The sequence below is a fragment of the Acaryochloris thomasi RCC1774 genome, from assembly GCF_003231495.1.
In the GTDB taxonomy this organism is placed as follows: Bacteria; Cyanobacteriota; Cyanobacteriia; order Thermosynechococcales; family Thermosynechococcaceae; genus RCC1774.
In genome coordinates, this window is sequence record NZ_PQWO01000002.1 from 443,933 (window position 1) to 465,790 (window position 21,858).

A 21,858-nucleotide genomic window follows, 5' to 3' on the forward strand; every position below is an offset into this window, starting at 1 on the left:
AGCCTCTGAGCCTATCATTTTCGAGGATGCTGTGATGTATCGTTCTGATACCGATTAACGCTTCGCTAGTTTCTTTTTCGAGAGCTTCCGCAGACGCACGGATTCAGGAGTAACCTCGACTAGTTCGTCGGGACCGATGTACTCTAAGGAGCGCTCTAAGCTCATGTCGGCTGGAGCCTGAAGCTGAACGAGTTCATCGCCAGAAGCGGCGCGGTGGTTCGTGAGCTGCTTGGTTTTACATACGTTGAGATCAATATCTTGAGGGCGATTGTGTTCGCCGACGATCATGCCCTTGTAGACCTTTGCGCCTGGTTCAATAAAGAAGGTTCCCCGGTCCTCAGCATTTTTGAGGGCATAGAAGGTGGCTTTACCTTCTTCAAAGGAAATAATGACGCCATTGCGACGCGCTGCGATATCACCGGCAATCGGTCGGTAGTCTAAAAAGCTGTGGTTCATAATCCCGTCGCCTCGGGTGAGCCGCATGAAGTCACCCCGGAAGCCAATTAGGCCCCGAGCTGGGATCACAAACTCAAGCTGACTGCGGCCATTACTCATTTGCATATCTTGCATTTCGCCTTTGCGGGTGCCCAGTCGCTCAATGCAACCCCCAACACCCTCTTCAGGAATATCTAGAACAAGGTATTCGTAAGGCTCGCAAGGTTGGCCCTTCACTTCGCGGTAGATGACCTGAGGTTGCGAGACTTGGAATTCATACCCTTCACGGCGCATGGTCTCAATTAAAATGCCTAGGTGCAGTTCTCCACGCCCTGAGACGGCGAACCGGTCGGGAGAGTCTGTTTCTTCTACGCGCAGTGCTACATTTGTCTCCAGCTCTCGCATTAGGCGATCTCGAATCTGTCGAGAGGTGACGAACTTGCCCTCTTTGCCTGCAAAGGGCGAGTCATTGACGCAGAAGGTCATTTGCAATGTGGGTTCATCTACTTTGATCAATGGCAAAGCTTGGGGTTCGTTGGGGCAGGTGATGGTTTCGCCGATGTTGGCTTTTGCAAAACCTGCGATCGCAACTATATTTCCTGCCGAAGCCGACTCTAGCTCCACGCGGCTGAGGCCCTTAAAACCCATCAGCTTCGAGATTTTTCCCTTTACAATCGACCCATCTTCGGTCACCAAAGCCGCCTGCTGACCCGCATTGACGGTGCCGTTATGAAGCCGCCCAATCACAATACGGCCCAAGTAATCAGAATAGTCAAGCGTCGTCACCTGAAGCTGTAGCGGCTTCTCAGGGTCGCCTGCTGGAGGTGGAACATGGTGCAAAAAGGATTCAAACAGCGGACGCATATCTTCGTTGTCGTCCTCCATCTCTTCCTTGGCAAACCCATCCAGACCCGACGCAAACAAATAAGGGAAATCGCACTGATCGTCATCGGCCCCTAACTCAAGAAAGAGATCTAAAACCTTATCAACTGCGCCGTGGGGATCTGCTTGAGGTCTATCAATCTTATTCACTAAGACAATGGGGCGCAGCCCTTTTTCCAAAGCCTTTTTGAGCACAAATCGAGTTTGGGGCATTGGTCCTTCATTCGCGTCCACAATCAGCAGACAGCCATCTACCATCCCCAAAACGCGCTCAACCTCACCCCCAAAATCGGCGTGACCCGGCGTATCGACAATATTAATCAGCGTGTCTTCATAGTTCACCGCCGTATTTTTGGACAGAATCGTGATCCCTCGCTCCCGCTCCAGATCGTTGGAGTCCATAACGCAATCTGGAACCTCTTCCCCGTCACGAAAAGTACCCGACTGCTTCAAGAGTGCATCAACCAGCGTGGTCTTACCGTGGTCAACGTGGGCGATGATGGCAACATTGCGAATGGGAAGTGTCATAAGACGGTCCAGGCAGGTACGTTAAAAGTGAGGAACAAGCGAAAGGTCTAAAATTGCCGAGGGCAATCGTAAAGTTTTTTTAATATTCTAAACCAAGTCAGCCCCGAGCGACGGTCAGTTTGTTGACTAAGATCAATGGATGGCGGTTCTGAATCCCCATCAGACAGACATTTAACAACGAAAACATCGGGGTTATGGCTTTGTGGATCGTTTGTGAGCATGACGACATTAGATCTGGCACCTTTTAACTTACTCAAAACCCCCATCTTTATCTTTGACCCCGATCGGATGCAGATTTGGTGGGCCAATCAGGCTGGATTGACGGTTTGGCAAGCGACTAGCCTAGATGAGCTGCGCGATCGGGATCACCCTAACGTAGAACCCTCAGACCTTCGAACCTATCAACAGCAAATTCAGCAGGGAGCAACCGTTATTGCTCAGTGGAGGATCGGCTCCGTCGCAGGCAGTACTGTGGCTCGCTGTCTTCTTTCTCCGATCGAGATCGAGGCTGGGCGCATCGCTTTACTGGTCGAGGTGATGCCTGTGCTATCCAATCTACTGTCCCAGCGCTCTTCCCCTCAGCCATCACAACCTCTTGAGCTAAGCTCTGCACAGATAAATTTGCTAGAGCATATCACTGAAGATGTTCACAGCAGTCTGAAGACTCAACAGCTTGTACAAACTCAGCACAGTCTGCAAAACATTGCCGAACGTCTAGGAGATGGGTTTCGGGTTAGTCGTTGCCATATCTATCTTTACAGCGATGAATCAGAACCCCATCTAGCTGCGGTGGCCGAGTATCAAACCTCAAACTTTCTGTCTTTGGTCGGCCTTAAATTTCCTGTCGCCTCTAATCCCTGCGCTCAGAAACTGCTGGCGGTAGATCAGCCCATTGCGATTAAAGATGTTCCTGAGAATTCTCAGCTTGATTCCCTCTGTTCACAGATTTTGACCCCAGCTTTGAGGTCGATGGTGACCGTACGGACATCCCATCAGCAACAGCCCAACGGCGCTATTATTCTCAGTCAGTGTAATGCCCTTCGTGAGTGGACTCCAGATGAGCTGCAAACATTGGAGTTGATTGCCCATCAGGTTGGTCTAGCTCTGGCGCAAGTTCAACACCTAGAGCGAGACCAACCCTTTCTCCCACAGTACAAAGTTCTATCTGCCCAAGATGACGGGACGGCGGAGAGGCAGCTCCGTGAAGCGAGGGCCCAGGCCACATTTCAGCAAGCTGCTGTAGGGCTAGCAGAAAGTGATACGCGGACGGGCTGTTTGACCCACGTCAATCATCGTTTTTGCGAAATGGTGGGCTATACCGAAGCCGAACTCTGTGGTGGTATGCGGATTACCGACATAACCCACCCTGAAGATCTAGAATCCTCGCTCGAAAGTATTAAGGCAATTGTCTCAGGTCAAGTTCCTCACCTGAGGTTGCAAAAGCGCTACTTGTGCAAAGATGCCTCTATTCTCAAGGCTGAAACGACCGTGTCAGTCATACACTCTCCGGTCAGTGATGCTAGTTATTGTCTAGCCGTCGTTCAAGATATGACTGAGCAGGCACAGGTCGAGCAAGCTTTAGAGCAACAGGTCCAGCGAGAATTGCTGTTGCGAGATATCACCCAAGAGATTCGTCAGAGCCTAGATGCCCAACAGATTTTTCAAACGACTGTCAAGCGTATTGGTGAGGCGTTCCAAGTCAGTCGCTGTCATATTCACTATTATTTTTCTGAAACTCAGGCGTTTCCCATTGTGGGAGAGTACCTGTCAGAAGGGTATGGATCGACATTGGGGGTGAATATTTCTGTGGAGGAAACACCCTGCGTTCAGGAAGTTCTAGCTCAAGAGCAAGCGCTTGGTGTCACCAATGTTTATCATGATCCAGGCCTGCAGCGTGCTATCCCAGTCGACCGGGAGCTAGAGCTGAAGTCCGCACTGATGGTTCGAACCTCATACCAGGGACAGCCAAATGGGGCCATTGTGCTGCACCATTGTGGCCCCCCTCTTTCTCGGCCCGACTTTATGGCGCTGCCCGCTGCCGAGCAAGAGCAGCTGACACGCCAGTGGACTTCAGAAGAGATCGCGCTCCTAGAAGCCGTCGCTAGCCAGGTCGGTATTGCTCTTGCTCATGCTCAGCTGCTTGAGCAAGAGAAGCTGCAGCGGCAGGAACTCACTCAGAAGAATGCAGCACTTGCTCAGGCGAAAAGAGAAGCCGATCTGGCTAACCGAGCGAAAAGTAATTTCTTGGCGAATATGAGTCATGAACTCCGAACGCCGCTGAACGGAATTTTAGGCTATGGCCAGATCTTGCGCCGTTCAAATGCACTGTCATCGCAGGAGCAAAAAGGTATCCGTGTCATTTTGGAGTGTGGCGAGCATCTTCTCAACCTGATCGATGATTTGCTCGATCTCTCCAAAATTGAAGTTGAGCGCATGGAGCTACAGGCGGCAGATATCCATTTCCCTGATTTCTTGATGGAATTGGTGAATATTTCTCAGATGAAGGCCAAGCAGAAGGGACTCAACTTTTTTTATCACCTTTCTCCAGCTTTGCCGAGCGCGATTCACGCGGATGAAAAACGACTCCGGCAGGTGCTGATGAATCTTCTAGATAACGCGCTGAAGTTCACCCTCCAGGGAAGTGTGACCTTCTCCGTTGACTGCGATCAGTATGCGCAGCCCCTGCACCAAGCCCCGCAGCATCAGAGTTTTTCTCAAGTTCAGCGTCTTCGCTTTAAAGTCGTCGATACGGGGGTGGGTATCCCGCCTGATGATCTGACTCGCATCTTTTTGCCTTTCGAGCAGGCTGCAGAAGGGGATTTTCGGCGTAGAGGGACTGGGCTTGGATTAGCCGTGAGCCAAAAAATAATGATACTGCTGGGGGGTGAAATTCAGGTCCGGAGCCGCTTACAAGAGGGTAGTATCTTTTCTGTTATTGTAGATTTGCCAGTTGTTCCAGCTCGAGAAAACGCGACTGCCCGCTTCAAAGACACCAGCACCGTGGTCAGCTATCAGGGAGAATCTAAAACGCTCTTAATTGTTGATGATCAGACTAGCAATAGAGAAATGTTCAGTGATGTATTGGGTCGGCTCGGCTTCAAGGTGCTGAAGGCTAGCAATGGTCAGGAGGGCTTAGAGACGGCGATTGAATGCCAACCAGATTTGATTCTTGTAGATTTGGTCATGCCTGTGATGGACGGTTTAGAGATGAGTCGCGCATTGCGCAATGTACCTGAGCTGCAGCATGTACCGGTGATTGCGTCTTCTGCTAGTGTTTCGCCGCTCGATCGGCAGCGCAGTCGAGACGCGGGCTGTAATGCCTTTATTCCTAAACCTGTCCAGGTTGATCAGTTACTACATCTGCTACAGCAATACCTGCATCTGCAATGGGTTAAGCAGCATGTTCCCAACATCCAAGTTGATGAACGACCCTCTGAGCAGAAGCTGAAGCTGCCGCCAATCGATCGGTTAGAGGCTTTCTATTACTTGGCCCAGAAGGGCAGTATTTACGAAATTCTAGATGAATTAGAACCGTTAGAGCAGGCTGATGAAGCTCTGCAGCCCTTTTGCTGTTATCTCGCTCATCTCATTGATGATTTGCAGGTTAATCAACTGAAAGCGTTCCTCACTACTGCTCTCAAGTCCCCCAGGCACTAGTTCCGTTATTTGGGCGTTAATTCAGTAATTTTGGTCGTTTTCGGTAATCTCCCGGAGGTAATCGCCCCAAATTATGCTCCACAATAGATAATGAACTAAGTCAAGTGCTGCCTCGTTGAGGCTCTTGTTAGACTCAATCAATACATACTGGCGAGGTTTCACGTGCAGGCTGCACCAACGTCACAAGCGAATATTCTCATCGTTGACGATGTGCCGACTAACTTGCATGTGCTTGCACAAACGCTCAGGACGGCTGGGTTTATGGTCTGGCTGGCGACCGATGGCCATAATGCCCTTGGGCAGGTTGCTCATGAGCAACCTGATCTGATTTTGCTCGATATTCGCATGCCTGATCTTGACGGCTTTGAGGTTTGTAAAAGGCTCCAAGCTAATCCTGAAACCAGTGAGATCCCGATCATTTTTATGACGGCTCACAAGGATGCTGTAGATAAGGTGAAGGGACTATCCTTAGGGGGCGTAGATTATGTCACTAAGCCGTTCCAAGATGAAGAAGTCCTCGCTCGTATCAAGGTCCATCTAAGGCTGCGTTCTTTGCGAGCATCGCTTCAGAAAGAAATTGAGCAGCGCAAGCAAACGGAGGTTCAACTAGCGCAAGCGAATGACAGGTTGCGACGGCTGGCTAATCTTGATGCTCTGACGCAGGTTGCTAACCGCTACCGTTTTGATGACTATCTCAATCAAACCTGGAAGCGACTACAGCGTGAACAGCTCTGTCTCTCTTTGGTCCTATGTGATGTGGACTATTTCAAGAATTTCAATGATCGCTATGGGCATCAGGTTGGAGATGATTGCCTGCGTCAGGTGGCTCAGGCGATTGAGCAGGGAACGAGACGTCCTGCGGACCTTGTGGCGCGTTACGGAGGCGAAGAGTTTGCGGTTATTTTACCGACGACAACGTTGGAGGGAGCGCTGCAGCTTTGCGATAATATGCGTGCTAACATCCAGCGGTTGCAGATTCCCCACGCAACGTCGCAGGTCAGTCCTGTTGTGACCGTGAGTTTTGGGCTGGTCAGTGCGGTTCCCACATCTAATATTACGCCTGAGCTATTAATCCAGGCTGCTGACAAAGCGCTCTATCGAGCAAAGTCTGAGGGGCGAGATACGTCTGTCTCTTGGCGCTTGGCTGATTATATAGCGTGGCAGCAAGAGCCGTGATGGCTCATTCCTGGTGACGGCAGTTCTCTAAAGCGTTGCCAGAGCCCTGCTGCATGATACTTTGAAAACTTGGCGTTGATCTCTCTATGATGGAGCACCAAAAGATTCAGCCACGTCAGGGGACGACTTTTGTTGCGATGCTTGAAGGTCAGCCTTTGGCTATCGCATCTCTCTTAACTGGCATTATGGCCATTGCCTGTGCCGCTATTTTTATTAAGATCAGTACCACTGAGATTGGTCCGATTGCTACGATTAGCCATCGCTTCTGGATTGCGATTGTCCCACTGAGTCTATGGGCTGGAGTGGAGCGGCTGTTGCGGCCGTCGGAAACGTCGTCAAACCCCCTCGCAGTCGATGAATGGGCCTTATTATTGCTGGCGGGCGTTATTGCGGCCGTCGATTTACCCCTCTGGGCGTTCTCGCTGACGCGTACCAGCGTGGCGAACGCAATGGTGCTCAGCGATCTAGCTCCACTGTTTACAACGCTGGGCGCTTGGCTGCTGTGGCGTCAACGGTTTGACACTCGTTTTTTAGTAGGGTTAGCTATCAGTCTCGGGGGGGCAGTTGCCATTGGCTTTGGAGACGTTCAGTTAGACGCCCAACAAGCTTGGGGAGATGGAGCCGCGCTGCTGTCGGCCCTGTTTTTAAGTGTCTATTTACTGACGCTAGAACGATTGCGAACGCGGCTGTCGGCCCCTGTCATTCTTTTGAGTACTTCGACGATTGGCGCTTTGATTACGGGTGTGATTGCCCTTGTCGTGGAGCATCAATTTTTCCCGATTTCAAGTCAGGGGTGGGCTGCTGTAATTGGCTTGGCCCTGGTCAGTCAGGTTCTAGGACAAGGGTTGATTACCTATAGCCTGAGTCGATTATCGTCAGGGGTGGTGGCGCTCTCCTATCTGCTGGAGCCAGTGCTGTCGGCATTGGGGGCTTGGATTCTATTCTCAGAGACGTTGAGCTTATTCAACGAGGTCGCTTTTGCTCTCGTTATTTTGGGTGTCTATATTGCCATTTCTAGTCAGTCTGCGGTGAAAGACTAAAGGACACTGCAATCTCTGATCTATTTTTGGGCGCGGGCTGCTAACGATCGAGTCCCTGTTTCACCCAGTGGATGCAGTCCTGCTCGCTGGCAAAGATTTTGGGGGCTGCAATATTGTTGAGATGGCTAGGGGGATAGTGATCGTAAAAGATTTTGCCACCGATCGCTGAAATGATGATCAGGTTATGGCGATAGACGTAATGCTGTTGATAATAGCCGAGGGGCTGTTCTTCTTGAAGTTCTCTATCTAAATGGTCTTTGGCAATTTCAATGATGCTTTCCAGCCTCTCTGTATATCGATCTGCTGGATTTTCTATCTTATGTAATGGTGCTTGATTTGTAACTAACGACAGTAAACAGTAGGAGTAAACAACCACGCCTGCTACAGTTCCGTAAGCAAATGGAACAATTAGATAGCTTTGGTGGATAACCGAGCGCTCGTAAAGAAATTGAATAGTGCTAGGCATTGATCATCGAGACAGAAAATTTGTCTCAATATCGGCAGGTGAGAGGGGTTTTGAAAATAAATAGCCTTGACCGAATCGACATCCAAGCTGCTTCAATTTCTGCAGCTGTTGTGGCCTCTCAATTCCTTCAGCTACAGAGGTTAACTCTAGCTGACTGCTGAGTGCAATAATCGTATTGACAACTTGGCAGTTGCGGTTTTCTTCTTGTATCTGGGTCACAAAAGAGCGATCGATTTTGAGATTGTTAACGGGCAGGCGATGTAGATAGTTGAGAGAGGAATAGCCTGTGCCAAAATCATCAATACTGATCTGGATATTTCTAGATTCTATTTGAGCTAAGATGTCGACCGTTTTTTCAATGTCTTCAATGAGCATGCTCTCAGTAATTTCTATGATGATCGAGCGTCCTTCTAAGCCTGTTTGAGTAAGGATGGTATCAATATTGTCAATCAGGTCATAGGTTTGTAGATCTTGGGCAGAAAGATTAATACTAATTTTTAGGTCAGAGCAGTTTGGAAAATTCTGTTGCCAATGTGCCATCTGTTGACAGGCTTGTCTAAAGACCCAATTGTCGAGACGTGTGATTAATCGCGTGTCTTCTGCGATCGGAATAAATGTGTCTGGGAAGACAAGACCATGGGTTGGGTGCTGCCAACGGACTAAAGCTTCGAATCCAACCAATGCATCATCAATTAAATCGAAAACAGGTTGATAATGAATAATAAATTCTTCTTGCTCAAGGGCTTTATAGAGATCTGTCTCTAACGTGAGGCGATTAAGCATTTGGGTATGCATCATCGCATTGAAAAATTTATATGAGTTATGCTCTTTCTCTTTAGCGCGATACATGGCAATGTCAGCGTCGCGGAGTAGATCTGAGGCATGGTGGTAGTCTCGATTTCCGATCACGATTCCAATGCTGATGCTGGTAAAAATTCTGTGGCCTTCAATGGTGAGAGGTGTTTTGCAGCCCTCTAGAATTCGTTCGGTAATTTGAGTAACGGTTTCCACTCCGTCGATTTTTTCGAGCAAAATGACAAATTCATCACCGCCGAGACGGGAGACGAGATCAATTTTGCGGACATGCGTTTGCAACCGCTCGGCAATTTCTAGCAGTAGCTGATCTCCTATCCCATGCCCCAAGCTATCGTTGATCACTTTGAAACGATCTAAATCTAGGAACAAGACGGCATAATGGTAGTCCTCATCCCGGAGGGCTTGGTTGATGGCTAGCTCTAGCCGTTCTAAAAATAGAATGCGATTGGGTAACCCTGTGAGGGCATCGTGTAGGGCGTTGTGGATAATCTGTTCTTGGGCTTGCTTGAGGTCGCTAATGTCACGGCTGACAGAAATCAGCAGTCCGTCTTCTGCGAGCGTGAGCGAAAGACCCTGGATAAAGGTTGACCCGTCCTTGCGGGTTGCGATCGCATCTCCCTGCCAAGCTCCATTCCGCTTTAATGCGGGGCAAATTTCGTTTTCAACGCGCTCCATCTCTGTTGACGGGTAGAGAATTTTCCAATTCTGTCCCGTCAGTTCTTGCGCGCAATCGTAACCGAACAATCTTAGATGGGCCTGGTTGACATAGAGGTAAACGCCATCCTGAACAATGGCAATGCCGTCGATAGCCGCCTCCATTGCGGCAAGCTGCTGCTTCAAGAGAACCTCGGCCCGCTGTCGTTCTGCCCGAATGTGAGCATCCCGTCTTTCGCGTCGCACTGCCTCTGGCAAACGGATCAGACTACTCTTCATCAAATAATCATGGGCGCCAGCCTTCATCATTTCCACCGCCAAATGCTCTCCGACAGTGCCCGAAATGACAATAAACGGAATATCGAGGCCGCTTTGTTGAACAATCTTGAGCGCTGCAGGGGCGTCAAAACCAGGCATGCGGTAGTCTGAAATGATTATGTCCCAATTTTTGTGGGTGAGCTGTTCTTGCAGCGTTGTAGCCGTTTGTACGCGTTCCCAACTGGGAGTGAAGTTACCCTGGCGTAGTTCTCGCAGCAGCAGTAGTGCATCATCTTCAGAATCTTCAACTAGTAATATCTTGAGCGGTTCCCCCATTGTTGCCATTAATCCTCATGCAAGGCTTCGTTAATTAAGACCCAGTACAGCCCGAGCTGAGCGACTGCGTCAATAAATTGCTCAAAATTGACTGGTTTGCGCACATAGCTGTTCGCACCCAAGCTATAGCTTTCGACAATGTCTCGCTCTTCGCTAGATGACGTAAAAACAACCACGGGCAGCAGACGAGTCTGTTCGTGCGCTCGAATACGCTGTAAAACTTCTAGACCTTCGATTTTAGGAAGCTTTAAATCTAGCAAAACCACGCTAGGCAAGGGATCTGCGGCGAATATGGCCTCTAAAGCTTCTTCTCCATCTCGAGCAACCTGAATCGGATTTGTAATCTTACCTTTTCGCAGGGCTCGAATCGTTAGTTTTTCATCATCGGGATTATCTTCAACCAGCAGGATTGGACGGGGGGACGCCATTATTGACTTTATGCTCCTAGAACAAGAGAAGGGTTGGGAACGGTGAAAGAGATAGTTGCGCCCTTATTAACGGCTCCTTCTGCCCATACGGTGCCGCCGTGGCGATGAATAGTACGCTGCACCGTGGCTAAGCCAATTCCCGTACCTGGAAATTCGTGGGCGCTGTGTAAGCGCTGAAAAACACCAAAGAGCATCTTAGCGTAGGCCATGTCAAAGCCTGCTCCATTATCTCTGATAAAGTAAACCGTCTTGTCCTTGAAGCGATTGAAACCAAATTCGATCTGGGCTACGGATCTATGGCTCGTAAATTTCCAGGCATTCTGAAGCAGATTGGTCAGTACGATCCGCATGAGTGTGGCGTCGGCAGAGACTTGGGCATTGGGAGCAATCACGACATTAACCCGCCTCTCTGGTTCTAAGGTGTGCAGCTCATGCACGATTTCCTGTGCCAAGTGGCTGAGGTTGACGGTTGCATAGCGGATCTCAGAGCGAGAGACGCGTGATAGTCGCAGTAAGTCATCAATGAGCGTTCCCATCCTATCGATGTTTTTGCGGATTCGACCGAGGTAGTCTTGGCCGTCTTGATCAAGTTGATCCCCACAATCTTCGAGGAGGGCTTGGCTGAAGCCATCAATCGCTCGCAGTGGACCCCGCAGATCATGGGACACCGAATAGGAAAAAGACTCTAATTCTCGATTGGAGGCTTCGAGCTGAGTGGTGTACCGTCGGATTTGTTCTTCGGCACGTTGGCGATCGGTAATGTCGTAGTTAATGCCGATCATGCGTTGGGCTTCACCCTGGCTGTTGTGTTGTACAAGGGCATTGGCTTTGATGCAGCGGACCGCACCATCGGTATGAACCACTCGAAATTCTGTATCGTATTCTTTTTCGCCTTGCAGTGCCTGCTGGGAGACGGTCTCTGCGAGCGCGAGATCGTCGGGGTGTAGCCGGTTGACCCATGCGTCGTAGACGTTACTAAAAGCGTCTAAAGGAGTGTCGTATAGTTCATGCATCCGCGCATCCCAGATGAGGTGGTTGTGGGTGATATCCCATTCCCAGATGCCGATATTGGCAGATTCTACGGCCAGATTGAGACGGGTCGAGAGCTGCCGCAGATGATCCTCTGCCTGTTTGCGATCGCTAATATCAACGCAGGAGCCGATGTAGCCCAAAAACTCTCCAGCAACGTCAAAACGCGGAACACCTGCATTCAGTAGCCATCGATATTCACCATCAAATCGTTGCAGGCGATGCTCAATTTCAAAACCTTGGCGGGCTTCGAAGGCGCTTAGATAGGTCTCTAGGCAAAGCGGCTTTTCGTCAGGGTGTACCCTCTGTAACCAACAGACGCCGATCTGTTCCTCCATTAGCTGTCCGGTAAAGTCTAGCCACCGTTGGTTAACGTGGGAGCACATCTTGTCGGGACCCGCCATCCAAATGAGGACGGGAGCATTGTCGGTTAAATAGCGAAACCTGGCTTCACTCTCCTGTAGGGCTGCTTCAGCACGCTTGCGATCGCTGATATCTCGACAGACGCAAATTAGCAGCCCGTCATCGGTGAGCGTTAAGGACAGTCCTTCGGCAAAGGTTAAACCATTTTTACGAAGCGCCGTTACCTCGCCCTGCCAAGCACGGTCTCGCTCCAAAATCGGAAAGACCTTCTGCTCAAATCGTGCCAGTTCTTCTGGAGGGTATAAGCTTTTCCAGGTTTGGCCTAGTAAGTCTTCTAGGCGTTCATAGCCGAACAGTTCTAAATGGGCTCGATTGGCATAGAGATAGTTGTCGCTCTCTAAAATTGCAATGCCGTCAACTGCTGCTTCGATGGCGGCTAGCTGCTGCTTCATGGCCTGTTCGGCCTGCTTACGAGGCGTAATATCTTGGTAGGTACCCAAAACGCCTACCACTCCTCCTCTAAGATTATGGAGCGGTATCTTATTAACTTCTAGCCAGCGTTGGCGACCATCGGCCTGAATTTGGGTTTCGACGATTCCCAGTTTTGGGGTGTCAGAATCCATAACCTCCTGATCAGCGACCCGATAGGCGCTTGCTTCAGCGCGGCTCCAGGGCATGTCGTAGTCTGTCTTGCCCAGAATGTCGGTCATTGATGACAGTCCTGCATCGCTGAGGAAATTGTGGTTGCAGCCCACAAAAACTGAGTTTCGATCCTTCCAGAAAACAGAGAGTGGGAAGGTATCTAGGACCGTTTGTAAAAACTTCTCGCGCACCTGTAGTTCGGCGGTGCGCTCTTCAATAATGTGCTCTTTCTCTGTCTGCAGGCGTGCCACCTCTTGCTCTAGACTCTCGACACGCTGGTGAAGCTTTGCCGCGTTCAGGATCTGCGACAGGCTAGCGTGGGTAACCAGGCCCACTAAGCCATGATGCTCGTTGAGAATGGGAAGGTGGTGGATTTGATGCTGCTCAAGTAGACTGAGAATCGCTTGTAGATCGTGTCCGGCACGTTCCTGTAGGGTTACGAGCGGCTGTGTCATGACTTCTTGCACCCTCTGCGTGAGCGGCTGTTGCTGAACGCTTAGGCGCACCACGTCCTGTTGTGTCAGGATGCCGACGACCTGCTCATTGTCTATAGCTAAGACGCAGCTTGAGCGGGTTCTCTGATCGCAAGATTGTAGATTAGCTGCAGAGCGGGTACTGTGCATCAGAGTGATTGCGTCCAGCGTCGACGCTTGGGGCGAGACCACGAGGGGATCACGAATCATCGCTGATGCTAGGTCAAAGGGAACCTGAGGAAGCATGGAAGGCCGGGAAACATGCTGATGAACAAAGGATAGTCCACCTTAAACCCTAATACCTGGAAAAGGTTGATTATTTTATAGATTAACTAGACTTCTCCTGTGCTTCGTTTTGCTTTTGAGAGTCTTGTTCCTCTGAATCATTTCTCGATAGGAGCATTGGGTAGACGGCTCCATTCATTTCAGGAGCCGTCGTAGTTGCGCACATGAGGGTAGCCCAGCAAATATTTCAAGACAAACTAAGTACAGGCCGAACGTCCACCAATAGCACAGTAGGGAAATATCTCTTGGTTTGCTGCAATACCTCGACTTTCGTAGAGAGATCTCAACTCCTTTACTGACTTGAAGGTCCCGTCTTCATTGAGGGTCGATGCATGCTCAAGATACACTGCACCGGAGATATGTCCAGCCTGTTCTTGTCTTTGCGGCGACCCCATAAGAAAGACTTCGCCTCGATATTCTTCTGGCGTTTGCACATCAAGTAGAGTCTGCTCGCTTTGCTCGATGGCTGCTTGAACTTCTGGATGTGTAACCCGTAGAGCGAAGTTAGGTGTTGGCTTAGGATATTTTGTCTCCGGAAAGTTCGATAGCTTTGCTGCTAGGGGGCGACCCTCTGCAACCCACTTTTGATAGCCACCGTTGAGAACAAGAACGTTCTGATGGCCCAGTGTTCTCAGCAGCCAGAAAATCCAGGCTCCGGTGCCGGGATAGCTGCCGTAAGCAATCACGATGGTGTCCTCAGTGATGCAAGAGCGCGAGAGCAGAGATGCGATTGCATTTGGCTCCAGATTCATCGATAAATCAGGCTGCAGCAGATCTGAAAAGATATTCCAGAATACTGCTCCTGGGATATGGCCGTTGGTATAGGGTTCCTGACTCATATCTACTTCCACTATCCGAATGGCCGGATCGTTGAGGTGGTCCGCTAGCCATTGCGTATCAATGAGAGCTTCAGGATGTGCATAGTCAGACATAGTTTTTGCTTCTGTTTAGATGACTACCGCTAAGATTAGGAGAGGAAATCAACTGCGCCCAGTCCTCGATCGGTTACTCTTTGGGGCTTTGATTATGGCGATCCAGTATTTGTTCACAGCTAAGTAGACAGGCTTAATTGACTTGAAGATTCCTGATTAAATTCAATATCGTTGCATTGGCCCTCACCCCCCCCAGCCCCCCTCTCCCAATACTGGGCGAAGGGGGAGAAAGGCAGATAGCGAGGGGATCTTTCTCCCCTCTCCCAATGTTGGGAGAGGGGCTGGGGGTGAGGGCCATGTAGAGCATTTGCTAATATCTGATCTTTAACTTGATTCTGCCTCGCCACTTATTAGTGCAGCGCCGAGTGAAGGGGAGTTGCGATCGCATGTCATCCCAAAATGCGGTGAGCATTTCGCTACTCAACGGCAGGGATTATTTTTCTTCGATCGGCTCCCTCTAATGGACCGCAAGTTTCAATCACTAAAACAGGCTTTTTCAATTGAGCACAATCCAGTCGTACGGTATTTGGTGGAGCGCCATGCCCCAGTCCATGAAGGGCTGGTGACGTCACCTAAAGTTTGGCAGGTGATTTGTCCGCGCCCCGATCATTGGCACGTGATGGCGGGGCCGGTTGTGAATCAAGGGCAGTTAGTAGGGGCAATTGGGTTTACCCGTGAGCGAACGAGGCCGAGCTTCGACGATCAAGACTTAGCTGACTTAAGTGCAATTTGTCTGCACCTATCGGCTTGGGTGGCCACTGTGAGACCACAGCGTCAGGCTGTCGCTCAACAACGATTAACGCCCCGTGAATTAGAAATTGCAGAATTAGTGGCTACCGGACGGACCAATGCAGCAATTGGTCGTGAACTTTGGATTACTGAGAATTCGGTAAAGCAAGCTCTCAAGCGTATGTTTCGGAAGCTTCAGGTTACTTCTCGAGCAGAGTTGGTAACCCAACTGTATGTATCCAAAAACGACATCTCAGGTCTGACTACTTGAGCTTTTCCCTGCTGATAACGCCGAGTAAGACTGAGGATGTGGACGCGGTCTAATATCTAATGCTCATCAGCGACGGTGGGCCCATAATCGTCTGACAAGCTGGCAATTGACTCTATACCTGGAGTCAGGAGTGGGAAACTGCTAACTGACGGGCTTCTCTTCAGGAGTCTAGGATAGAACTGGAAAAACAAGTATGAATCGACGGCAAGAAGGACAGGTCACGTTTGAGGTGCGAAATGCGTTTTACCGCTCCACCAGTCAAACGGCTCGTGATCTGGGTGTACTTGCTGCTGCTGTCTATCGTCAAAATCATCCATCACTGCGTGTCTTAGATGCAATGGCGGGTTGTGGCGTCCGTTCCCTGCGCTATGCCGTTGAAAGCAAGGCTGACTGGGTGTGGGCCAACGATGCCAATCCAGAGGTGGCCCCTGTCCTGAGCCTAAATTTAGCTCAGCTCAACGGATGTTTTCAACTGACGCACTGGCCAGCAAAGCGCCTGTTTGCTGACTGCTATCAGCGCCAAGATTTTTATGATCTGGTCGATATTGATAGCTTTGGTCGTGCTTCTCCCTTCTTAGGTGCTTGTCTGCAGGCCACGAAATTAGGGGGCTTTATCTATCTCACCGGGACCGATAGCCGCACCGTGGCTGGGCATGACCCCGATGCCTGTTTGGGACACTACGGCACCTATGGGCGATCGCATCCTGCGGCCCATGAGCAGGGCCTCCGTATCTTGATCGGAAGTTTGCAGCAGCAGGCTATTATGCAGGGCTTGGTAATTGAGCCTGTCTTTTCCCTGTTTCAAGGGCAGATTTACCGTGTGATGGTCCGCCTCGCTAAGGCTCAGATTTCCTTTGCCGATCTCTATGGGTTTCTGGGTTATTGTCATCAATGTGGACATTATCAAACCGTAGGCTGGCGCTATTTGAGTCAGGCTACCTGCCCCGACTGTTCGCTTCCCTTAACGCTAAGTGGGCCGATGTGGTTAGGGCCGCTGCATGATCCTCCGTTTTTAGCTTGGATGACTGAGCTTGCGCAAGTTTGGCATTGGCCGCAGCGGGTTGATTTATTGGAGCTGATGCAGGCTGAGGCGGGGCTGCCGCCGTATTTCTATACTGTGGGTGAACTGGGTAAACGCGGGCAGATGGATATTCCGAAACGAGATCGCATCATTCAAGCCCTCAAGCAGGCAGGATATCGGGCTAGTAAAACGCACATCAATCCTCAGGCGATTAAGACAACCGCAACATTTAAAGAGTGCCTACAGATTGCCCGACGACAGTGATGCCGTACTAAAACAGGCGATAGTGATGGACTGCGATGAGGGAACCCTAAGACTATAGAGACTTGTAGGGGAAGCCCGAGCCATGACCGTCGCCGTTGAACTCATCAATCTCAGTAAACGGTTCGGAGAGGCTAAAGCTGTTGATCGCCTCCATCTTCAGATCCCGAGGGGATGTTTTTATGCGCTATTGGGCAGCAACGGGGCGGGTAAAACCACCACGCTGCGAATGATGGCCGGATTGCTGAAGCCCGATCAGGGTGACGCACTCATTCTCGGGAACAGCATTACTCAGCGGCCTGAAGCGGCCAAGCAGCCTTTGGCCTATGTGCCTGATGATCCGATGCTTTACGACAAGCTGCGGCCCATGGAGTATCTAGAGTTTGTAGCGGGTCTATGGCAGATTCCACCAGATCAGGCGGCTGCTCAGGCACTGTTAGAAGAATTTGAAATGTGGGATCGGCGCGGCGAGTTTATTGAAACGTTTCCGCAGGGAATGAAGCAGCGGTTGGCGTTGGCAGGGGCGTTTATTCACAGCCCTCAGGTGATGCTGCTGGATGAACCGTTAACTGGCATTGATCCACCGATGGCGCGGTTGATTAAAGATAAGCTCAAAGCCTATGTGAGTCAGGGCAATACGGTGGTGATGACCACCCATATTATGACCTTGGCAGAGCAGCTGGCCCAGCGGATCGGGATTTTCCATGCAGGGCGTCTGCTGGCGGATGGGACTTTGGCAGAACTGCAGGCCCAGACAGGGGAGGAGACGCTGGAGGATATTTTTATTCAGGTGACGCGGCCTCAGCCTGTAAGTGGAGTGTAGCCATGCAAGTTGGAAGTTTGCCTTGGCTGCTGCGCCATGAATGGCGAGTGTGGAGCCGCGACCCACGAGGATTTGCGTATTTTCGAGATGGGGTGAAATATGCTTTTTGGCTCTTTGCGATCGCACTCCTCTTCTGCCTCGGCTGGGTTTACTTAGCTACCTTCAACGACTACAGCAATCATGGCTTACAGGCATTCCAGAACAGCTTCTCGCAAGACCGTGATCACGCATTCTGGACTGCAGTTGGATGCCTAAGCTTTTTTGAACTCATAGGGCTGATGTCCCCATTTGATCAGATCTTCTTCATGCGAAGGAAGTTTGCAGCCCTGATTTTACCTACATCCTCACCCATAAAGTCCCAAACCCTCTTTGCGGTTCAGTATTGTAAGCTGCTCTTCCAGTTATTCTCGTTCTATGGGGCCACGCTCCTGATTGCGATCTGCGCCGCCGTACTAATACAGTCGATTCAGCCAGTGATTGGCATGGCCATCGTGGGGCTTCAGTTAACGATTCTGCTGCCTAACCTAACTCTATGGGTTATTGTTCTGGCTTTGTGGCTAGGCATACAGCAAGCCTTGCGAGTCTTGAATCTCAGTCTTGGTTTTGTCATGTGGGGCTGTGCCATCGCTTTTGTGATGGCAATTTTTTATGTAGATTGGACCACTGTCAGTGAACAGCAGTTGCAGCAACTCTGGCAGCACTACTTTCTTGATAATATTTGGTGGGGGAGCGAGAGTTGGCTATGGCTCCCGGCCCGTGCGCTATTGCTAGAACCGCAATCTATTGTACTGATGACCATCTTGACGGTGGGTGTAGCTGGGTTAACGTATAAATTCTTGCCGACCGCTACCCTCATTACTGCACTTCAGCAGTTTCAACCCCAACAGACCAAGCCAGCAGCTCCAAAGCACTCAAAGCCGTTCATCAGTGGCGTGACTCGCAACATCGTGCTTAAAGAATGGCGGAGTCTGCAGTGGCGATCGCTATTGTCAGCGATCTGGCGCATCCTTGCCTTTTTCTTATTTGTGGTCGTGGTTGTCACGTTTAGTCCTCAAGCTGTACCAGAACTTCCCTCTGCTCTAGCTTTAACGATAAGTCTGACAGTTCTTTCTGGGGCTTTTCTATCGTCGATACTCACTACTCACTGTATTGCGGCGGATGAAGCGATGGAGTGGCTAGCCTCTGTTCCTGTTCGTAGCCGAATCTTACGACAGAGTAAACTCCTTGCCATTTTGAGCCTGATTTGGATTGCGCTATCACCCACAATTGTATTGGTGCTTTTCTTTGGCGGCTCAGGATGGGTTACAGCTTTCGTGGTATTGGGTACGCCCGTCAGTCAGACCCTTTTGAGCTACTGGAATGCTGTCCCGATTGACCGAAAAGCTATCACCGATCCAAGGGACATGTCACTCTTTTATCGAGACGAACTACTAATGTGGCTGGGGGTGGCCTCCATGTTTCTATGGATGGCCTGCGGGCTTCTGCTGGCCTCCGCTCAGTGGCCTTACGGCATCTTGATTTTGGTTCTGGAGTTAGGGCTGATGCGGTTTGCCTATCAACGCAGCCACCAATTAGGAGCCTCTTTGATTCCCTACTAGACTCGTCTATGACATAGTTGCACGTTAACGCAGTGCTGCCATAGCCACGAATTTTGCATAGCCTATGTCTGCCACCGATATCGATCCTGAACGGATGCAGCAATCTATTCAAATGGCTCGGCAGCGCACTCATGTTGACACAATTTGTTTGAGCGAGCGCCATGATTAGGCTTGGCAAGTGGCTCGATAAATCACTCAAGTGCTGAAACTCGGTGTCCGAACACTCTTAAAATCCTTGTCAATAGGTCTGCAAGTTAAAATAGAGAAAATAAAATAGTGCCCCTCGTGGATGGTTGAGATCCCAGTGGCCATAGCAAAACAAAGTTGCTACACAATGACTATATCGAACAATCCAGAAAGTTTTGAAGCTCAGGTGCTTAAACGTCTTGACAAGATCGACACTGACATCAAGACCACCAACGAACGAATATCAACCTACTGGGAAGCCTCAAAACTGCTGGTCAATCTGGCCTTCGGCTTAATTGCAACTGCTGTCTTAGCCATCTTGGTTCGAGCTGCTGTCGGTGGCTGAACACATGCATAACTATATCCAAACGGCTCGGCAACACGCTCAAGCTGACAAACTCCGTTTGGATATCGCTATGCTCAGGCATGGCAAGTAGCTCGGCGGGCCGCTCAACTGCTGAAATCAAACTTTGGAGCCTCCCGCGTGGCTTTGTTTGGATCTTGCTTGTTGCGATCTCGTATTCACGATCGTTCCGATATTGATCTAGCGGTTTGGGGCATGGACGAGCGGCTGTACTTCAAAGCCGTAGCCCGCCTACAGGATCTTGATTGCAATTTTGATACTGATCTCATCGAGTTTCATAATGCCTATCCTCACATTCAGGTTGCGATTGAGAACGGTATGGAATTATGAGCCTCTTGTAACTTCTCACTAAGCAGCGTGCTCGCTGCCATCTGGCATGGTTGCGCCGGTCCAAATTACATTGATCAATGTGGCGCTGCTTAACTCTGCACGGGTTAAATTAGCGTGGGTACAGTTGGCATTGGTCAGGTTCGCACGCGCTAGATAGGCATTCACAAATAAGGCTTCGGTTAGGTTCGCTCCCTCTAACTTGGCACGGCTGAGGTTGATTCGATTCAGTTTGGCTTGCTGTAGACTAGCTTGAGAGAAATTTGTTTGAGTTGCGATCGCATCCGTCAAATTCGCTCCATCTAGAACACACCCGGACAGATTTGCCTGCTGAAGGTCAGCCCGCTCCAGCTTCGCCGAGGTCAGGTCAGCCTGCTTGAGATTCGCCCCAGAAAAGTTCGTATCCGTCAGCAGTGCCCCCCTTAGATTCGCGCCCAATAAATCAGCCTCAGATAAATTTGCGCCCCTTAAATTTACATCCTTGAGATTGGCCCCTCGCAAATTGACCTTACTGAGGTCAGCGCCCTTGAGATTAGCTCCTCGTAGATCCACCCGACAAAGAACTGCACCTCTGAGATTGGCCGGATTCCGTAGCTGCTCCTCCCTCAGGTTTGCGCCTCGTAGGCAGGCACCCGTCAGGTTTGTACTGCTGAGATTTGCTGCCCGCAAATCCGCATTGATCAAATTGGCATCTGTGAGATCGGCCAGCGCTAAATTTGCCGATAACAGCATCGCCCCCTGCAGGGTGGCTCCGTGTAGACTCGCATCACTAAGATTGACCTGCTCTAAATTCGCCTGACCAAGATTCGCGCCGCTCAGGTCTGCTCGACTGAGATTGCTTTCCTTAAAGTTGGCCCGGTTGAGATAGGCAAGCTGAAGCTGAGTTCCCTGCAAATCCCCTTCGGACAGATCTATACCGATTAAATCGGCTCCCAACAACTGCTGATTGCGGAGAATCTGACCGCTAAAGTCAGTGACGCCCGCCGCATACTGGGCCAATAATTCTTGAGCCTGCATTATGATGCCCCAGGTGTTTTGACCGTTTGTTCTACCCTGTCCTTGCGCGCCGGACGCAGCATTGTGTGATCTTCTTCTTCTAAAGGCCAAGGCGGAGTGATGGAATCGGCCTCTACCGAATATGAGATTGCAACGTGTGCCTCACCGGTTGCACCGGATTGATTATAAATAGGCCTGACGGCCTGCAGCACTGCCTGTAAAGTCTGTGTCGGCTGGTCCAAAAGCTGCACGCTATCCACCGTTTGCCAGAGCCGCTCTTCTAAACCTGCAAATGTCGGATAGGTCTGCCGCACATCCAGCAACAGCTCGTCTAAGGAGACCTGTCTCAAGCTGATCCAGTCCTGCCGTTGTCCTGTAATCACCTGATGCAGCGCTGAGTAAATTAAAATTTTGGCATTGAGAGGGGTTGTGTACTTGATCACCGCTAGCCGAAGTTCAAACACATCCACAGCAGATTCTTCAATTTTGCAGCGGTCCGAGGAATTGTTGTCACTGTAGAGCTGTGCGAGGACTTGGCAAATCGAGAGGGCGACCTCAGTATATTTTTGACGCTTACTGAGTTGAGATGCGCCCTCTATTAATATCGACTGCAGTGCTGCCGGGAAGTTATCGGTATGAGCCTGGCCCATCTCCGCAGGAATCTCATGCTTCGCTGCATTCTGTGAATGGGCCAGCAACTGAGGCAGCAATACCTCGACATTTCTGGCATCCGCTGCAGAATGAGGCCAGTCTTGTTCACACACCCAGTGAATCAGCTTTTTAATCCGATCCTGTTCTGGATGCTGCTGCAGCGTAACAATCACCTGTGGCAGTAGAGAAGCATTCATTCTGGTCTAGTTAACAAAGAGAGGCGTCAAGCAA

General features: G+C 50.2%; 17 protein-coding genes. 9 read left to right on the top strand and 8 right to left on the bottom strand.

Annotated elements, in window-relative coordinates; translation table 11 throughout:
* Positions 1–54: 54 nt before the first annotated feature.
* Positions 55–1,845: a translational GTPase TypA gene (typA, locus tag C1752_RS05120; RefSeq protein ID WP_110984952.1), complete on the bottom strand. Its 1,791-nt coding sequence runs from the start codon at positions 1,843–1,845 to the stop codon at positions 55–57.
* A gap of 219 nt (positions 1,846–2,064) precedes the next feature.
* On the opposite strand from typA, the gene C1752_RS05125 reads away from it, so the two are divergent.
* The 3 genes from C1752_RS05125 to C1752_RS05135 all read left to right on the top strand — a co-directional run bounded on the left by C1752_RS05125 (position 2,065) and on the right by C1752_RS05135 (position 7,718).
* Complete coding sequence (locus C1752_RS05125) at positions 2,065–5,502, top strand: GAF domain-containing hybrid sensor histidine kinase/response regulator (RefSeq protein WP_158535016.1); 3,438 nt, start codon at positions 2,065–2,067, stop codon at positions 5,500–5,502.
* A 162-nt stretch (positions 5,503–5,664) separates the two neighbouring features.
* The gene (locus C1752_RS05130; RefSeq protein WP_233501351.1) at positions 5,665–6,678 is read left to right on the top strand and encodes a diguanylate cyclase domain-containing protein; all 1,014 of its coding nucleotides are present in this window, start codon (positions 5,665–5,667) and stop codon (positions 6,676–6,678) included.
* Between the two features lie 89 nt (positions 6,679–6,767).
* The gene (locus C1752_RS05135; protein WP_158535017.1) at positions 6,768–7,718 is read left to right on the top strand and encodes a DMT family transporter; all 951 of its coding nucleotides are present in this window, start codon (positions 6,768–6,770) and stop codon (positions 7,716–7,718) included.
* A 40-nt stretch (positions 7,719–7,758) separates the two neighbouring features.
* On the opposite strand, the gene C1752_RS05140 is transcribed toward C1752_RS05135, so the two are convergent.
* From C1752_RS05140 to C1752_RS05160, 5 genes are all read right to left on the bottom strand, one after another.
* Positions 7,759–8,184 (bottom strand): hypothetical protein, encoded by a 426-nt coding sequence (locus C1752_RS05140; RefSeq protein WP_110984955.1) that lies wholly within the window; start codon positions 8,182–8,184, stop codon positions 7,759–7,761.
* Positions 8,185–8,187: 3 nt separating this feature from the next.
* The gene (locus C1752_RS05145; RefSeq protein WP_199464285.1) at positions 8,188–10,257 is read right to left on the bottom strand and encodes an EAL domain-containing protein; all 2,070 of its coding nucleotides are present in this window, start codon (positions 10,255–10,257) and stop codon (positions 8,188–8,190) included.
* Complete coding sequence (locus tag C1752_RS05150; RefSeq protein WP_110984956.1) at positions 10,257–10,676, bottom strand: response regulator; 420 nt, start codon at positions 10,674–10,676, stop codon at positions 10,257–10,259. The genes C1752_RS05145 and C1752_RS05150 overlap by 1 nt, the downstream gene beginning before the upstream one ends.
* Positions 10,677–10,684: 8 nt before the next feature.
* Positions 10,685–13,429 carry a PAS domain S-box protein gene (locus C1752_RS05155; RefSeq protein ID WP_110984957.1) on the bottom strand — a complete coding sequence of 915 codons (2,745 nt, stop codon included), beginning with the start codon at positions 13,427–13,429 and terminating at the stop codon, positions 10,685–10,687.
* 236 nt (positions 13,430–13,665) lie between these two features.
* A complete protein-coding gene (locus C1752_RS05160; RefSeq protein WP_233501353.1) occupies positions 13,666–14,400 on the bottom strand; it encodes a sulfurtransferase in 735 nt (244 codons plus the stop codon).
* Between the two features lie 349 nt (positions 14,401–14,749).
* Here C1752_RS05160 and C1752_RS05165 point away from each other — a divergent pair, with 349 nt between their 5' ends.
* From C1752_RS05165 to C1752_RS05190, 6 genes are all read left to right on the top strand, one after another.
* Positions 14,750–15,400: a LuxR C-terminal-related transcriptional regulator gene (locus tag C1752_RS05165; protein WP_110984958.1), complete on the top strand. Its 651-nt coding sequence runs from the start codon at positions 14,750–14,752 to the stop codon at positions 15,398–15,400.
* A 193-nt stretch (positions 15,401–15,593) separates the two neighbouring features.
* On the top strand, positions 15,594–16,685 hold the full coding sequence (locus C1752_RS05170) for a tRNA (guanine-N1)-methyltransferase (RefSeq protein WP_110984959.1): 1,092 nt from the start codon (positions 15,594–15,596) through the stop codon (positions 16,683–16,685).
* An 82-nt stretch (positions 16,686–16,767) separates the two neighbouring features.
* Positions 16,768–17,505, top strand: coding sequence for an ABC transporter ATP-binding protein (locus tag C1752_RS05175; protein ID WP_110984960.1), 738 nt, complete (start codon positions 16,768–16,770; stop codon positions 17,503–17,505).
* Positions 17,506–17,507: 2 nt separating this feature from the next.
* A complete protein-coding gene (locus C1752_RS05180) occupies positions 17,508–19,103 on the top strand; it encodes a hypothetical protein (protein WP_110984961.1) in 1,596 nt (531 codons plus the stop codon).
* 334 nt (positions 19,104–19,437) lie between these two features.
* Positions 19,438–19,635, top strand: coding sequence for a ssr2422 family thylakoid membrane protein (locus C1752_RS05185; RefSeq protein ID WP_110984962.1), 198 nt, complete (start codon positions 19,438–19,440; stop codon positions 19,633–19,635).
* A gap of 111 nt (positions 19,636–19,746) precedes the next feature.
* Entirely contained in the window at positions 19,747–19,983 is a 237-nt protein-coding gene (locus C1752_RS05190; protein ID WP_274704501.1) for a nucleotidyltransferase domain-containing protein, read from the top strand.
* Positions 19,984–20,001: 18 nt separating this feature from the next.
* On the opposite strand, the gene C1752_RS05195 is transcribed toward C1752_RS05190, so the two are convergent.
* A complete protein-coding gene (locus C1752_RS05195; protein WP_110984963.1) occupies positions 20,002–20,997 on the bottom strand; it encodes a pentapeptide repeat-containing protein in 996 nt (331 codons plus the stop codon).
* On the bottom strand, positions 20,997–21,824 hold the full coding sequence (locus C1752_RS05200; RefSeq protein ID WP_110984964.1) for a hypothetical protein: 828 nt from the start codon (positions 21,822–21,824) through the stop codon (positions 20,997–20,999). The genes C1752_RS05195 and C1752_RS05200 overlap by 1 nt, the downstream gene beginning before the upstream one ends.
* Positions 21,825–21,858: the final 34 nt, after the last annotated feature.

What these genes read in the sequence shown, in the direction of transcription:
- typA (WP_110984952.1), bottom strand. Translation starts at nt 1,845, where the DNA reads ATGACACTTCCCATTCGCAATGTTGCCATCATCGCCCACGTTGACCAC.
- C1752_RS05125 (WP_158535016.1), top strand. Translation starts at nt 2,065, where the DNA reads ATGACGACATTAGATCTGGCACCTTTTAACTTACTCAAAACCCCCATC.
- C1752_RS05135 (WP_158535017.1), top strand. Translation starts at nt 6,768, where the DNA reads ATGGAGCACCAAAAGATTCAGCCACGTCAGGGGACGACTTTTGTTGCG.
- C1752_RS05140 (WP_110984955.1), bottom strand. Translation starts at nt 8,184, where the DNA reads ATGCCTAGCACTATTCAATTTCTTTACGAGCGCTCGGTTATCCACCAA.
- C1752_RS05145 (WP_199464285.1), bottom strand. Translation starts at nt 10,257, where the DNA reads ATGGCAACAATGGGGGAACCGCTCAAGATATTACTAGTTGAAGATTCT.
- C1752_RS05150 (WP_110984956.1), bottom strand. Translation starts at nt 10,676, where the DNA reads ATGGCGTCCCCCCGTCCAATCCTGCTGGTTGAAGATAATCCCGATGAT.
- C1752_RS05155 (WP_110984957.1), bottom strand. Translation starts at nt 13,429, where the DNA reads ATGCTTCCTCAGGTTCCCTTTGACCTAGCATCAGCGATGATTCGTGAT.
- C1752_RS05160 (WP_233501353.1), bottom strand. Translation starts at nt 14,400, where the DNA reads ATGTCTGACTATGCACATCCTGAAGCTCTCATTGATACGCAATGGCTA.
- C1752_RS05170 (WP_110984959.1), top strand. Translation starts at nt 15,594, where the DNA reads ATGAATCGACGGCAAGAAGGACAGGTCACGTTTGAGGTGCGAAATGCG.
- C1752_RS05175 (WP_110984960.1), top strand. Translation starts at nt 16,768, where the DNA reads ATGACCGTCGCCGTTGAACTCATCAATCTCAGTAAACGGTTCGGAGAG.
- C1752_RS05180 (WP_110984961.1), top strand. Translation starts at nt 17,508, where the DNA reads ATGCAAGTTGGAAGTTTGCCTTGGCTGCTGCGCCATGAATGGCGAGTG.
- C1752_RS05185 (WP_110984962.1), top strand. Translation starts at nt 19,438, where the DNA reads ATGACTATATCGAACAATCCAGAAAGTTTTGAAGCTCAGGTGCTTAAA.
- C1752_RS05195 (WP_110984963.1), bottom strand. Translation starts at nt 20,997, where the DNA reads ATGCAGGCTCAAGAATTATTGGCCCAGTATGCGGCGGGCGTCACTGAC.
- C1752_RS05200 (WP_110984964.1), bottom strand. Translation starts at nt 21,824, where the DNA reads ATGAATGCTTCTCTACTGCCACAGGTGATTGTTACGCTGCAGCAGCAT.